At 67.8% G+C, this 13,086-nt stretch carries 14 protein-coding genes; 10 read left to right on the top strand and 4 right to left on the bottom strand.

The window, feature by feature from the left end:
• Nucleotides 1-2: 2 nt before the first annotated feature.
• Nucleotides 3-605, bottom strand: a complete 603-nt coding sequence (locus ACFWPX_RS15065; RefSeq protein ID WP_378927868.1) for an NADPH-dependent FMN reductase — start codon at nucleotides 603-605, stop codon at nucleotides 3-5.
• Between the two features lie 170 nt (nucleotides 606-775).
• On the opposite strand from ACFWPX_RS15065, the gene ACFWPX_RS15060 reads away from it, so the two are divergent.
• The gene (locus tag ACFWPX_RS15060) at nucleotides 776-2,134 is read left to right on the top strand and encodes an MFS transporter (protein ID WP_378927867.1); all 1,359 of its coding nucleotides are present in this window, start codon (nucleotides 776-778) and stop codon (nucleotides 2,132-2,134) included.
• Between the two features lie 9 nt (nucleotides 2,135-2,143).
• Here ACFWPX_RS15060 and ACFWPX_RS15055 read toward each other — a convergent pair whose 3' ends face one another.
• Both ACFWPX_RS15055 and ACFWPX_RS15050 read right to left on the bottom strand, forming a co-directional pair.
• Nucleotides 2,144-2,560: an MscL family protein gene (locus tag ACFWPX_RS15055; protein ID WP_378913164.1), complete on the bottom strand. Its 417-nt coding sequence runs from the start codon at nucleotides 2,558-2,560 to the stop codon at nucleotides 2,144-2,146.
• A 358-nt stretch (nucleotides 2,561-2,918) separates the two neighbouring features.
• Nucleotides 2,919-3,653, bottom strand: a complete 735-nt coding sequence (locus ACFWPX_RS15050; RefSeq protein WP_378927866.1) for an SDR family NAD(P)-dependent oxidoreductase — start codon at nucleotides 3,651-3,653, stop codon at nucleotides 2,919-2,921.
• A 102-nt stretch (nucleotides 3,654-3,755) separates the two neighbouring features.
• Here ACFWPX_RS15050 and ACFWPX_RS15045 point away from each other — a divergent pair, with 102 nt between their 5' ends.
• The 5 genes from ACFWPX_RS15045 (at nucleotide 3,756) to ACFWPX_RS15025 (ending at nucleotide 9,090) form a co-directional block, all read left to right on the top strand.
• On the top strand, nucleotides 3,756-4,574 hold the full coding sequence (locus ACFWPX_RS15045) for an alpha/beta fold hydrolase (RefSeq protein WP_378927865.1): 819 nt from the start codon (nucleotides 3,756-3,758) through the stop codon (nucleotides 4,572-4,574).
• 117 nt (nucleotides 4,575-4,691) lie between these two features.
• Nucleotides 4,692-5,705, top strand: coding sequence for an alpha/beta hydrolase (locus tag ACFWPX_RS15040; RefSeq protein WP_378927864.1), 1,014 nt, complete (start codon nucleotides 4,692-4,694; stop codon nucleotides 5,703-5,705).
• Nucleotides 5,706-6,114: 409 nt separating this feature from the next.
• Nucleotides 6,115-7,095 (top strand): alpha/beta hydrolase, encoded by a 981-nt coding sequence (locus ACFWPX_RS15035; RefSeq protein WP_378913168.1) that lies wholly within the window; start codon nucleotides 6,115-6,117, stop codon nucleotides 7,093-7,095.
• A 139-nt stretch (nucleotides 7,096-7,234) separates the two neighbouring features.
• The gene (gene mshA / locus ACFWPX_RS15030; protein ID WP_378927995.1) at nucleotides 7,235-8,599 is read left to right on the top strand and encodes a D-inositol-3-phosphate glycosyltransferase; all 1,365 of its coding nucleotides are present in this window, start codon (nucleotides 7,235-7,237) and stop codon (nucleotides 8,597-8,599) included.
• Nucleotides 8,596-9,090, top strand: coding sequence for a YbjN domain-containing protein (locus ACFWPX_RS15025; protein WP_378927863.1), 495 nt, complete (start codon nucleotides 8,596-8,598; stop codon nucleotides 9,088-9,090). Before mshA ends, ACFWPX_RS15025 begins: the two co-directional genes overlap by 4 nt.
• A gap of 49 nt (nucleotides 9,091-9,139) precedes the next feature.
• On the opposite strand, the gene ACFWPX_RS15020 is transcribed toward ACFWPX_RS15025, so the two are convergent.
• On the bottom strand, nucleotides 9,140-10,315 hold the full coding sequence (locus ACFWPX_RS15020) for a lipase family protein (RefSeq protein ID WP_378927862.1): 1,176 nt from the start codon (nucleotides 10,313-10,315) through the stop codon (nucleotides 9,140-9,142).
• Nucleotides 10,316-10,490: 175 nt separating this feature from the next.
• Between ACFWPX_RS15020 and ACFWPX_RS15015 the strand changes: the two genes are divergently transcribed.
• The 4 genes from ACFWPX_RS15015 (at nucleotide 10,491) to ACFWPX_RS15000 (ending at nucleotide 12,897) form a co-directional block, all read left to right on the top strand.
• Nucleotides 10,491-11,384, top strand: coding sequence for an ROK family protein (locus ACFWPX_RS15015; protein WP_378927861.1), 894 nt, complete (start codon nucleotides 10,491-10,493; stop codon nucleotides 11,382-11,384).
• 86 nt (nucleotides 11,385-11,470) lie between these two features.
• Nucleotides 11,471-11,647, top strand: a complete 177-nt coding sequence (locus ACFWPX_RS15010) for a hypothetical protein (RefSeq protein WP_170112119.1) — start codon at nucleotides 11,471-11,473, stop codon at nucleotides 11,645-11,647.
• A gap of 27 nt (nucleotides 11,648-11,674) precedes the next feature.
• Complete coding sequence (locus tag ACFWPX_RS15005; protein WP_378927860.1) at nucleotides 11,675-12,412, top strand: phosphoglyceromutase; 738 nt, start codon at nucleotides 11,675-11,677, stop codon at nucleotides 12,410-12,412.
• Nucleotides 12,413-12,549: 137 nt separating this feature from the next.
• Nucleotides 12,550-12,897, top strand: coding sequence for a DoxX family protein (locus ACFWPX_RS15000; protein WP_378927859.1), 348 nt, complete (start codon nucleotides 12,550-12,552; stop codon nucleotides 12,895-12,897).
• The last annotated feature ends 189 nt before the right edge of the window (nucleotides 12,898-13,086 follow it).

Raw genomic sequence — 13,086 nt, 5'->3', positions numbered from 1 at the left:
GGTCACTTCCCGTACGGGTTGGCGACGCGTGCGGCGCGCAGGGCCTCGCCCCACCAGCTCAGCTGATCGAGCATGGTCGCGGCGGCGGCGTCGGCGTCGTTCGGGGCGGTCAGCTCGCCCGCCTCGTCGAATCGGCCCCACGGATTCGGGAAGCAGACCGAGTCGCGCACGGTGACCGCGTGGAGTTCGGCGAAGACCGGGCGCAGGTGTTCCACGGCGCGCAGCCCGCCGGAGATGCCGCCGTAGGAGACGAAGCCGACCGGCTTGGCCTGCCATTCGGCGTGGTGGGTGTCGATCAGGTTCTTCAGCGAGCCCGGGTAGCTGTGGTTGTACTCGGGTGTCACCACGACGAACGCATCAGCGCGCGCGAGCTTTTCGGTGGCTTCCGTCACAGAGGGGTGGTCGGTGGCGGCGCCGAACGCGTGCGGCAGTTCGACGCTCGCGGTGTCGACGACGTCGACGGTGATCGTGTCGCGCAGTGCGGCCTGCCGGACGAACCAGCCCGCGATCGTCGGACCGAAGCGCCCTTCCCTGGTACTGCCGATGACGACCGCGAGCCGCAGCGGGCTGATTGTGGTTCGGACGTGGTCAACCGTGGCGCTCATGACGTTCCTCTTCGTCGGTGACGGCCCTCGGCCGCCGCTGCGCTCTACCGTCCTACCTCAACGGTCCTTGAGGTCAAGTCGAAGAAATTTCGGTGGTCCGGGAATATTTCCCGCCCTATGCTGCTTATTGCATTCATACGCAGATAAGCAGCCTTGAAAGGGCAGGCACCATGACCACCTCACTGTTCGCCCACCGCGACTACCGGCTGCTGTTCACCGCCCAGGTCGCGGCCCTGTTCGGCACCGGACTCACCACCGTGGCCCTCGGTCTGCTCGCCTACGAACTGGCAGGCGGCAACGCGGCCATCGTGCTCAGCACCGCGTTGACGCTGAAGATGGTCGCCTATGTGACCGTCGCGCCGATCGCGGGCGCCTACGCGGGCAGGCTGCCGCGCAGGCAATTCCTGATGGCGCTCAACGGTATTCGTGGCGCGATCGTGCTCGCCCTGCCCTTCGTCGACCAGATCTGGCAGATCTACGTGCTCATCACGCTGCTGCAGATCGCCTCGGCCGCCTATACCCCCACCTACCAGGCGATTCTGCCCGACATCCTGCCCGACGAACGCGACTACACGAAGGCGCTGTCGGCCGCTCAGCTCGCGGCGACCATGGAAACGCTGCTCAGCCCGATGCTGGCGGCGCTGGCGCTGAGCCTGATCAGCTTCCACTGGCTGTTCGTCGGCACCGGTATCGGCTTCGCGGTGTCGGTCGCCCTGGTGCTGGCCGCGCGCATTCCGAACGCGGTAGTCGGCGACGGCGCGATCAAGGAACGGCTCGTCGCCGGGCTGCGGCTGTTCGCGGCGACTCCGCGGCTGCGTGGCCTGCTCGGGTTGAACCTGGTGGTCGCCGCCGCCGGTTCGGTGGTGATGGTCAACACCGTGAACTACGCGCGGGATGTGCTCGGCGGCAATCAGTCCGGCGTCGCGCTACTGCTGGCGGCGAACGGCCTCGGCACCATGTTCATCGCCCTCACGCTGCCCCGGATCCTGGACCGTCGCGGCGAGCGCCCGGTCATGCTCACCGGCGCCGCCGTTCTCCTCACCGGACTGACCGCCGCACTCGTCCTGTCGACCCTGCCGACCGGCGAGTGGCACTGGCCCGCCGCCCTCACCACCTGGGCCGTCATCGGTGCGGGTACCGCCCTGATCCTCACCCCGACCGGCCGCGTGCTACGTCGTTCCGCCCGCGCACAGGACCGCCCCGCCCTGTTCGCGGCCCAGTTCTCCCTGTCCCACCTGGCCTGGCTGATCACCTACCCGATCACCGGCTGGCTGGCCACCACCGCGGGTTTCACGGCCACCTGGGCGACCCTCGCCGTGATCGCCGCCCTCGGCACGACTGCAGCGATCCGGCTGTGGCCGCGCCACGACCCGGCCGAGATCACCCACGTCCACGAACTCGGCTCGGTCGACCCGGCGATCCTGGTCGACGCGATCCAGATCGGCCCCCGCCACTTCCAGCACACCCACTCGTATGTGATCGACGCCAACCATCCCCGCTGGCCGACCAAGACCCCGGCATACGCCTGATCGGGGCGACTACGCCTCGACGGACTGGCTCGCGCGTTCCTTGCTCAGCTCGACGGTCTCGTCGGTGGTCAGACCCTGCTGCTTGGCCAGCAGATCGCGGATCTCGATGAGCAGTTCGGTCTCGGTGGGCTCGGCGTCCTTGGTGGTGCCGAACTTGTTCTTCAGCGACTTCATCGGCAGCATCAGCACGAAGTACAGGACCGCGGCGACCATGAAGAAGTCGATGAACGCGGTGATGATCGGGCCGAACGCGATGAACGTGGCCGGCTTGTCGGCGATCAGCTGGACACCGAGGCCGAGCTCATTGGTCGAGCCGAACACCGCGAGCAGCGGGTTGATGAGCCCCTTGCTGAACGAGGTGACCACCGCGGTGAACGCGGTACCCATCACGACCGCGACCGCGAGGTCGATGACGTTCCCGCGCATCAGAAAATCTTTGAACCCACTGAAAACGGACTTGATACCGAGCATCGAACCTCGACTCCTATGACTGGCTAACGGCAAACGGCGATGTTAACGGCCGGTCGCTCGGCGCGGCGAATTCACGGCAACGACAGAGCGACTCGCTCCCAGTATCAATTCCGGCTACCGACCCCGCCACCCGAACGGCGATCGATCCTGGATCCGCCTACGGAGCTGGGGAATTGGCCCCCGGGCTCGGGGCGCTGGGTGAGGTCAACGCGCCTGGGTGACCCTGAATCGAGGGTGACGAGGTTCACGTTTGCGCGGCGATAGTGGTCCAGAACTGGGGAAACGGCTCGAGTGGTGCTGTCCGCCGACGTCCTCAGGAGCGGCGGGCGAAGGAGCCGGGGCCTGCCTGATCGCGGGGTTTGACGACGATGGTGTCGAGGTTGACGTGGGATGGGCGGCTGGCCACGAAGCCGACGATTTCGGCGATGTCCTGGGCGTAGAGCGGGTCGATGCCCTCGTAGACCTTGGCGGCGCGGTCGGCGTCGCCGTCGAAGCGGACCAGGGAGAACTCGGTCTCCACCGCGCCGGGGGCGATCTCGGTGAGGCGGACCGGCTGGCCGAGCAGCTCGCCGCGCAGGGTGCGGTGGGCGACAGCCTGGGCGTGCTTGGCGGAGGTGTAGCCGGAGCCGTTGTCGTAGGTGTGCAGGGCGGCGATGGAGGTGATGGTGACGATCAGGCCGTCGCCGGACGCGATCAGTTTGGGGAGCAGCGCCTTGGTGACGCGCAGGGTGCCGATGACGTTGGTCTCCCACATCCAGCGCCAGTCGTCCAGGTCGGCGTCGATGACCGGGGCCATACCTTTCGCGCCGCCCGCGTTGTTGACCAGCACGTCGACGTGGTCGATCGCGTCGGTGAAGGCGCGCACCGATTCCTCGGAGGTGACGTCGAGTTCGATCGCGGTGCCGCCGATCTCGGCGGCGAGGCGCTGCACCCGGTCGAACCGGCGGGCACCCACATAGACGTGATAGCCCTGCTTTGCCAGTTGCCGGGCGGTGGCTTCACCGATCCCCGAGCTGGCTCCGGTGACGACGGCGGTGCGAATGCTCATGTTTGCCGATCTTATTCGCCCGGTATTTCCGGTCGCCATGGCTCCGATCACGGTGACGCCAGCTGAGGAACGCTTCGCGACCGCGCCGATTAGCCTGACGGTATGGCTATTCGCGATGCTGTCAGTGCCGATGGAACGAGGATCGTCTACCGGGTGAGCGGTACCGGTAGACCACTGGTGCTCTTGCACGGGTGGGCTGGGAATCTGCGGTGCTGGGGGGCGGCCGCGGACGATCTGGCCGAGCGGTATCGGGTGATCGCGGTCGATCTGCGCGGGCACGGGTACTCCGACGATCCCGGCGCCGGTTATGACGATCCCAAGGCTTGGGCGGGCGATGTGGCCGCCGTGCTGGCCGCGGAGGGTGTCGACGCCGGTGCGGTGCTGCTGGGCTGGTCCTATGGCGGGATCGTCGCCACCGACTACCTCGCCACGTATGGCACCTCGGCGGTCGCGGGTGTTGTCTACTGCGGTGCGCCCGCGCACATCGGCCGCGATGTGCCCGGTGCGGCGCCCGGACCCTCGATGGAGAAGGCGATTCCGGGCGTGTTCGACGAGGCCGCCGGGCGGGCGGTTCGCGCGTTCGCGGTGTTCGGCAATGCCAATACCGGGCCGGGTGAGGACAAGGGTGTCGATGCGCAACGGCTGTTCGGCGGCAGTCTCGCGACCCCGCCCTCGGTGCGCAAGGCGCTGTTCTACCGCACGATCGACAACACCGAAACCCTTCGCGCCCTCGATGTTCCGGTTCTCGTGCTGCACGGCACCGATGACCCGGTGGTCCCGGCGGCCAATGGTCAGTACATCCTCGACAATGCCCCTGACGCCCGCGGTTCCTTCTGGGAAGGCGCGCAGCACGGGCTGTTCATCGAGGACCGGCCGCGCTTCCTTGTCGAGGTCAGCGCGTTTATCGACGCTCTGGAGTGAGCTCGTCGCACCTCGCCCGCTCTGAATCGGCAATGTTTCAGAAACCTGTTCGGGTCGGGTGAGGGCGACCTACTCTGAGTCGACGGCCTGTCCTGCGGCCGGGCATGGAGGTGGCGCATGAGCGTCTTGACGCGTTGTGTGCTGGTTCTCGCGGCGGGCTTGGCGTGGGCCGCCCCGGTTGCCGGAGCGAGCCCGGCCGCCGATGCCCCGCGGTTGATTTCCGTCGCGCCCGGTCCCGGCCGGGTCGTCGAGCTGGTGGTGCATTCGGCCGCCATGGCGAAATCGGTGACCGTCGCGGTGCTGCCCGCGCCCGACCGCTCGGCGAACGCACCGGTTCTGTATCTGCTCAACGGCGTGGACGGTGGCGTCGGCCCCACCGGTGACTGGCGCGACGGCGGCAACTGGCTCACCCGCACCGACGCCGACACCTTCTTCACCGACAAGCAGGTCACCGTCGTGATGCCGATCGGCGGCGCGGGCAGCTACTACGCCGACTGGCGCGCCGACGACCCCGTCCTCGGCCGTCAGCGCTGGACCACCTTCCTCACCCGCGAACTGCCCCGCGTCATCGACACCGCGTTCCACGGCAGCGGCGCCAATGCCATTGCGGGCGTATCGATGGCGGGCACCGCGGCCTTTCAGCTCGCGCTCGCGGCACCCAAGCTCTACAAAGCCGTCGGCTCCTACAGCGGCTGCGTCTCCACCAGTGGTCCGCAGGGCCACGCCATCGTCAACACCGTCGTATCCGGCCAGAACGGCGACCCTGTGAACATGTGGGGACAACCCGGCGACCCGCTCTGGGCCGCCAACGACCCGTTCCTGCACGCCGAGCGCCTGCGTGGCCTCGCCATCTACGTCTCCTCCGGCACCGGCCTGCCCGGTTCGCTCGACACCGTCGACGGACCTGGGCTACAGGGTGATTCGATGAAGCTCCTCGACCAGGTGATCGTCGGCGGCGCCCTCGACGCGGTCACCGCCCTGTGTACCCAGCAGCTCGCCACCCGCTTCCACGACCTGGCCATCCCCGCCACGGTCGACCTCCGCCCCGCCGGAACGCACTCCTGGGGCTACTGGCGCGACGATCTCCGGCACTCCTGGCCGGTGTTCGCCGCGGCGTTGCGCGTCGGCTGAACCTGCCCGCGTGCGGGTTGCGCCTGCGGCTCGAGTCGTGCTGACTTCGCCGCCGGTTCCCGCTGTGCGAATAAGTTCGCAGGCTCGTTGTGTCATATTTCGCAATTCACGGCATCGGTCGAAATGGTCCGACCGGTCTCCTTATGTCGGCGAAAATCTGCCGGGCGGTGTGTGCTCAGAAGTTGCATCGAGGACATATTTACGCTGGTAGAGGCGGTTATGTGATTGGTCTGCGGCGCTGACGTGATCGGCCTGTGATTGTGCTCGCTAACCAATCGGATCGAACGTCCAGGTTTCGGGAAAATCTTCTGGGAATCGTCACAGACTTCCGCTGAATTCATGTGTAGCGTTCTGGAATGTCGTTGGATCGTATGTGGAGAAGAGGATTCGGCGTCGAGAACGGAGTTCGATGATGTTTGGTCGGGCAGTGGGCGCACGGGTTGCGGTGGTCGTGTTGGGCTTGTTGGCCGGTGTCGTGGTCGGGGTGCCGGCGGGCGCCGATCCGGGGGCGGCGCGGATCGAGGATCAGCGGGTCGAGCCCGATCGCACCATCGATGTGGGCGTGTACTCACCGGCGATGGACATCGTCACCCGGGTGCGGGTGTTGCGGGCCGCGGATCCGAAAGAGCCCGCGCCGACGCTGTATCTGCTCAACGGGGTCGGCGGGGGCAGCGACGGCAATTGGCTGGACCGCACCGATGTCGTCGAGTTCTTCAAGGACAAACAGGTCAATGTGGTGATCCCGTTCGGCGGGGCCGGAAGCTATTTCGCGGACTGGCGGACCGACGACCCGGTGCTCGGCAAGCAGCGGTGGACCACCTTCCTCACCAAAGAGCTGCCGCCCGTGATCGACAAGGAGTTCGACGGCACCGGCGCCAATGCCATTGCGGGCCTGTCGATGGCGGGTACCTCGGTGTTCCAGCTCGCGCTGTCGGAGCCGGGGCTGTACCGGGCGATCGGGTCCTACAGCGGGTGCGTGCGCACGAGTGATCCACGCGGACAGGCGATTGTGCGGACCGTGGTGGGCAGCAGGCTCGGCAACGCGGCCAATATGTGGGGCCCGCCCACCGATCCCGCGTGGTCGGCCAACGACCCCTACCTGCACGCGGAATCGTTGCGCGGCACCGACGTCTACATCTCCTCCGGTACCGGCATTCCCGGCCCGTACGACAACATCGGCGCCCGGATGGACCCGATGCAGTTGCTGTTCGGCGCCGGGCTCGAAGCCGTCACGAATCTGTGCACCCAGCAGCTGCGCGATCGGCTGCAATCACTCGGCATCCCCGCGACAGTGGATCTGCGCCCCAACGGCACCCATTCGTGGGGCTACTGGGAGCAGGACATGCACAAATCGTGGCCCGTGTTCGAGGCGGCGCTGCACCGAGCGTGACGGCCGAAAACCGCTCGCGCTCCGGCGGCGGATCGGGCAGGCTCGACCCCGACGAGTACGTGAACTCACACGCGTTTGCGCTGTGACAGCCGTCACCGAACCCGGTAGGGGCAACGGTGGCGGCGTCGCGGCGTGCACACTGGAGGGTGTGAGCCAGCGTCGTCCCGATCTTTTGCCCCATCGCATCGCGGTGTTATCGGTGCATACCTCGCCGCTGGCGCAGCCCGGCACCGGGGACGCGGGCGGGATGAACGTCTACGTGCTGCAAACCGCGCTCGAGCTGGCCAAACGGGGCACCGAGGTGGAGATCTTCACCCGCGCGACCTCGTCGGAACTGCCGCCGGTCGCCGAGGCCGGACCCGGCGTGATCGTGCGCCACGTGGTTGCCGGGCCGTTCGAGGGACTCGACAAGCAGGAGCTGCCCACCCAGCTGTGTCCGTTCACCGCCGAGGTGCTGCGGCAGGAAGCGCGGCACCTACCCGGCCACTACGACCTCGTGCACTCGCACTACTGGCTCTCCGGCCAGGTCGGCTGGCTCGCGCGCGACCGCTGGCGGGTGCCGCTGGTGCACACCGCGCACACCCTCGCCGCGGTGAAGAACGCCGCGCTCGCCGAGGGGGACACCCCCGAACCCGAGACCAGGGTGATCGGCGAGAAGCAGGTGATCGCCGAGTCCGACCGGCTCGTCGCCAATACCGGTGACGAAGCCCGTCAGCTCGTCGACCTCTACGGCGCCTCGCCCGATCGCATCGACGTGGTGCCGCCCGGCGCCGACCTGACCCGCTACCGGCCCGGCGACAAGCTCGCCGCGCGCACCGAACTCGGTCTGCGCGCCGACGAGCAGATCGTCGCGTTCATCGGCCGGATCCAGCCGCTCAAGGCCCCCGACGTGCTCGTGCGGGCCGCGGCCGAGCTCCTGAGCCGCGATCCGGGCCGCACACTGCGCGTGCTGATCGTGGGCGGACCGTCCGGTACCGGCCTGGCCAGGCCCGACGCGCTGATCGAACTGGCCGCCGACCTCGGCATCGCCGAACGGGTCACGTTCCTGCCGCCGCAGCCCGCCGACAAGCTCGTGCAGGTGTATCGCGCGGCCGATGTGGTCGCCGTGCCCAGCTACAACGAATCCTTCGGCCTGGTCGCCATCGAGGCACAGGCCAGCGGCACTCCGGTGCTCGCCGCCGACGTCGGCGGTCTCGGCACCGCGGTCCGCAACCACGAATCCGGCCTGCTGGTGCCGGGGCATCGCACACCCGACTGGGCCGACGCGCTGGCCGCCCTGCTCGACGATCCCGACCGGCTGACCCGCATGGGCACCACCGCCGTCGAGCACGCGAGCCGGTTCTCCTGGGCGCACACCGCCGACGGTCTGCTCGACAGCTACGCTGCCGCGATGGCCGGATTCAGAACCGGACGCGAACGCGGTCCGATCGCCCTGCATGCGGGCGAGACCAGGCAGGCCAGATCGCGGGCGCTGTTGCGGCGCCGGACGGGAGTGCGCAGGTGAGCGCCGTTTCACAGGTTATCGACGACACGCTGCGCGATCGCGAGATCGAATACACCCGCCACGCCGACGACACGTTCATCGTGGTGCTGCCGGGGGAGCGCAAGCTGAAGACCTCGGTGATGCTGACCGTCGGCAAGCACGGGGTTCGCATCGAATCGTTCGTGTGCCGCAAGCCCGACGAGAACTTCGAAGGCGTCTACAAGTACCTGCTGCGCCGTAATCGCCGCCTCTACGGCGTGGCCTACACCCTCGACAATGTCGGCGACATCTACCTGGTCGGCCGCATGTCCGCCGAGTCGGTCACCGCCGACGAACTCGACCGCATCTTCGGTCAGACCCTCGAAGCGGTCGACGCCGACTTCAACATCCTGCTCGAGCTCGGGTTCGCCGAATCCATTCGCAAGGAATGGAAATGGCGGGTCTCGCGCGGTGAGTCGCTGAAGAACCTGCGTGCCTTCGAGCACATCATCGACGAAGCCGACAAGGTCTGAAAACAACGATGCCGGGCAGGAAAGTTCCTGCCCGGCATCATTTTTCAGTTCAGCAGTTGGTCGGGACCGGTTCGTTGCGGAAGCGGGACTCGACGTAGTTCCAGGCATCGGGGAACCCCGCCACGGCGGCGGTCATGTGCTCGGAGATCTCGACCGTGTTCAGCTGCACCGGCGCACCCTGACCGCACCAGCGGGCGATGGTCTCGGCGACCGGGGCGTACGGGGTGAGGATGTCGTACTTGCCCTGCCAGATGTAGGTGGGTGCGGTCGGCGCGCCCTGGAAGTGCACGAGGCTGTTCTCGCGCAGGACGCCACGGGCGACCTGGCTGCCCATCAGTTCCTTGGACGCCGCCATCTGCTCGGCGTTGCGGGTGATGCCGTGGAACAGCAGGAATCGACGGCAAGCGTCCTTGGTGAATTCACGGAACCACAGGCCGTTTTCGTTGAGCTGATCCGACACCGGCACCTGGTTGGGGTACTCGCGCTCGATACCCATCGCGGCGGCGAAGGCGAGGCCGAAGCCGGGGTGCGGCGCGAAACCCAGTGCGTCGGCCATCAATTCGAGGTCGGCGGGGATACCGCCCGACACCACGGCCGCGAGCTTCAGCTCCGGCGCGTAGGTGGGCTGCAGCGCGCCTGCCCATGCGGTGGCCATGCCGCCGCCGGAGTAGCCGGCGATCGCGACCGGCGAGTTGCCGACACCGAGCTCGGCGACCTTCTGCACGGCCCGCACGCTGTCGAGGGTGACCATGCCGCTGAGCTTGGCCGCACCGTAGGCCACCGTCGGGCCCAGGTAATCGGGCACCGAGATCGCCCAGCCGCGCGCCAGCGGCAGCATGGCGCCGGGGGCGTCCTGCAGCTCGCCGTTGAACAGCGACTGCGAGGGGTTGCAGCGGGTGCCGATGGAGTTGATCAGCGCCTGGTAGGACACCAGCGGCGGATTCTTCACGCCGATCGGCATGAGCACCGTGGTGATGCCCATGATCGCGTTGCCCGCCGAGTTGGTGGAGCGGAACGCGACCTGGTGGCCCTCGGTGCCCGGGTACATCCAGGTGTCGATGTGGCGGGTCCGGACGACGTCACCGGGTGCCAGCGCGGCGATGTCGGCCGGTGCCGTGAAGAACGGATCCGGATCAGGCGTCGGATATAGCGGGTTCGCGCCCGCGGGTGCGGCGAAGAGCCCCACCGATAGCAGACTCAACACCAATACAGCGATTTTCGACACAGCTTTCCTTCATCAACAGTAGTGCTGCCCAACGAGAACGACCCGACCCGTGTCGAAGTATCTAACGAAAACCTGTGATTTGTACCGACCAGTAGTCAAAGTGTCGCGTGCCACATGCTGTGATGAGTCACATCAGGGGGTCGGGCCTGGCCCGACGCGGCAGGTAGGAGTGGTGATGGCGGTGCTTGCGCTCGATATCGGGGCGACGAAATTCGCCGCGGGACTTGTGGACCCGCACTACGGGCTGCACGGGGTGCGCCGGGCGGTGGCTGCCTCCGGCGATCCATGGGCGGTGTGCCGGGACCTGCTTGTCGCTGTGACAGGTGACAACGAGGTGAGTGCGGTCGGGATCGGATCGGCCGGGCCGGTCGACGTGCCCGCCGGGGTGATCAGGCCGCTGAATCTGGCGGCGTGGCGCGGCGGGTTCGCGATCGTGGAACAGGTGCGGACGCTGTTCCCGAACGCGGTGGTGCGGTTGGCGATCGACGGTGCGTGCCTGGTGCTGGCCGAACATCGGGTGGGCGGGTTGCGCGGGGTGGACAACGGGCTGGCCTTGACGGTGTCGTCGGGGGTCGGTGGGGGGATCATCGCCGATGGGCGAGTCGTGGTGGGGCGCACGGGAAATGCCGGTCACATCGGGCACATCGTGGTGCCCGGTGACGACACCGCGTGTCCCTGTGGCGGAGTCGGGTGCGTGGAGGCGGTGGCGAGCGGGATGTCGTCGGTGCGCTGGGCGCGGGCGCGTGGCTGGGTGGGCGAGAGCGGGGTGGAGCTCGCCGAGGCGGCGCATCGTGGCGACCCGATCGCGCTCGCGGCCATGGCTCGGGCGGGAACCGCCCTAGGGCAGGCGATCTCGTCTGCTGCCGCGCTGCTTGATGTGGATCGGGTGGTGATCAGCGGTGGGTTCGCGCAGTCGGGGGAGCCGCTGTGGGGGCCGTTGCGTGCGGCCGTCGCCAGGCACGCCCGGCTCGAGTTCATCGGGGGTCTGTCGGTGGAACTGTCGACACTGAGCGAGGGCGCCACGCTGGTCGGGGCGGGGGTGCTCGCGGTCGAAGCTGCCGCGGGCTGAGGCGGGATGGGGACTCTTCAGTCTGTCTGATAGTGGGCTCGGCGCGTTCGTTCGGCCTGGTCGTCGGCGGGCGTAGCCTCGATGAGGTGGCTGCCGACTACGTGCCGGGCGATGTCGTCCATATTCCGGAGGGTCCGTTCCAAGGGGTGTGCGCCGTAGTGCGCGAAGTCGACTCGGTAGCGTCACGATTACAGGTCGACGCGCTGGTCAAAGGCGGACCCTACGAGATCGTCATCGGCTTCGACGAGGTGGAGTGGGCCTGACATCGCCGCAATGTCAGAATGGCCCCTATGACCTACACCCTCGTGCTACTGCGCCACGGCGAGAGCGAATGGAACGCCCTCAACCTGTTCACAGGCTGGGTGGACGTGCAACTCACCGACAAGGGCATCGCCGAGGGTAAACGGGCCGGAGAGCTGCTCAAAGAGGCAGGCATCCTGCCCGACGTCGTCTACACCTCGCTGCTGCGCCGCGCGATCAGCACCGCCGACAACGCCCTCGGCACCGCCGACCGGCTGTGGATCCCGGTCGTGCGCGACTGGCGCCTCAACGAGCGCCACTACGGCGATCTGCAGGGCAAGAACAAGGAGCAGGTCCGCGAGCAGTACGGCCAGGAGCAGTTCATGCTGTGGCGCCGCAGCTACGACACTCCGCCGCCGCCGATCCAGCCCGACAACCCGTACAGCCAGGAAAACGACCCGCGCTACGCGGGCATCGAGGTCCCCGAGACCGAGTGCCTGCTCGATGTGGTCAAGCGGATGGTCCCGTACTGGGAAGACACCATCTCCAAGGAACTGCTCACCGGCAAGACCGTCCTGGTCGCCGCGCACGGCAACTCGCTGCGCGCCCTGGTGAAGCACCTCGACGGGATCTCCGACGAGGACATCTCCAGCCTGAACATCCCCACCGGCATTCCGCTGGTCTACGAACTGGACGAGAACATGCGCCCGGTGAAGGCCGCTGAGTACCTGGACCCGGCCGCCGCTGCCGCCGGTGCTGCCGCAGTCGCCAATCAGGGCGGCAAGTAACTCCCTTCGCCGCGGCCCCACACCGTCCAACGGTGTGGGGCCGCTGTCGTTTGTCCGGGCGATGTCACACTCGCGGCGGCTGTGTCGTCACCTCGATAGATACCGCGAAACGCGCGGCTGCCGAAGGAGTTACGCACATGTTCACCGCCTACGTCATCGTTACTGTCGTCGCCGCACTGTGGGTGGGGTTCTCGGCGTTCTCACTGCTGCGCCGGGCGCCGTTCGTGGTGGAGCCGCTGGTGGAATACGGCGTCCCGCAGACCTGGTGGACGCCGCTGGGGATCGCCAAGGCCCTCGGGTCGGTGGGCCTGCTGGTGGGGCTGTTCCTGCCGGTGATCGGGGTGATCGCCGCGATCGGGCTGATCCTGTACTTCACCGGTGCGGTGGTGACGGTACTGCGGGCGCGCTCGTACAAGACTGTGGCGTTCCCGTTGCTGTACCTGGCGCCGGTCGCCGTAGCGCTCGGCCTCGGGATCGCGGCGTAGTCGATGTCCTGGTACTGCCGGAAGAACGGCAGCGCCAGGACATTCGGCGTTGTCAGGCGTGGGGGGGGGCGCGCGCCGGCCCCCCCCGCGGGGGGCAGAGCGGGGGGGGGGGGCACCCCCCCCCCACACCCCCCGGGAGAGACAACCGAGCGCCCCCCGACAAATACCCGAGGCGACACCCCCCCCGGG

It is taken from the genome of Nocardia sp. NPDC058518, from assembly GCF_042719655.1.
Lineage (GTDB): Bacteria > Actinomycetota > Actinomycetes > Mycobacteriales > Mycobacteriaceae > Nocardia.
This window is presented reverse-complemented; position numbering and strand designations above follow the sequence as displayed.

What these genes read in the sequence shown, in the direction of transcription:
- ACFWPX_RS15065 (WP_378927868.1), bottom strand. Translation starts at nt 605, where the DNA reads ATGAGCGCCACGGTTGACCACGTCCGAACCACAATCAGCCCGCTGCGG.
- ACFWPX_RS15060 (WP_378927867.1), top strand. Translation starts at nt 776, where the DNA reads ATGACCACCTCACTGTTCGCCCACCGCGACTACCGGCTGCTGTTCACC.
- ACFWPX_RS15055 (WP_378913164.1), bottom strand. Translation starts at nt 2,560, where the DNA reads ATGCGCGGGAACGTCATCGACCTCGCGGTCGCGGTCGTGATGGGTACC.
- ACFWPX_RS15050 (WP_378927866.1), bottom strand. Translation starts at nt 3,653, where the DNA reads ATGAGCATTCGCACCGCCGTCGTCACCGGAGCCAGCTCGGGGATCGGT.
- ACFWPX_RS15045 (WP_378927865.1), top strand. Translation starts at nt 3,756, where the DNA reads ATGGCTATTCGCGATGCTGTCAGTGCCGATGGAACGAGGATCGTCTAC.
- ACFWPX_RS15040 (WP_378927864.1), top strand. Translation starts at nt 4,692, where the DNA reads ATGAGCGTCTTGACGCGTTGTGTGCTGGTTCTCGCGGCGGGCTTGGCG.
- ACFWPX_RS15035 (WP_378913168.1), top strand. Translation starts at nt 6,115, where the DNA reads ATGATGTTTGGTCGGGCAGTGGGCGCACGGGTTGCGGTGGTCGTGTTG.
- ACFWPX_RS15015 (WP_378927861.1), top strand. Translation starts at nt 10,491, where the DNA reads ATGGCGGTGCTTGCGCTCGATATCGGGGCGACGAAATTCGCCGCGGGA.
- ACFWPX_RS15005 (WP_378927860.1), top strand. Translation starts at nt 11,675, where the DNA reads ATGACCTACACCCTCGTGCTACTGCGCCACGGCGAGAGCGAATGGAAC.
- ACFWPX_RS15000 (WP_378927859.1), top strand. Translation starts at nt 12,550, where the DNA reads ATGTTCACCGCCTACGTCATCGTTACTGTCGTCGCCGCACTGTGGGTG.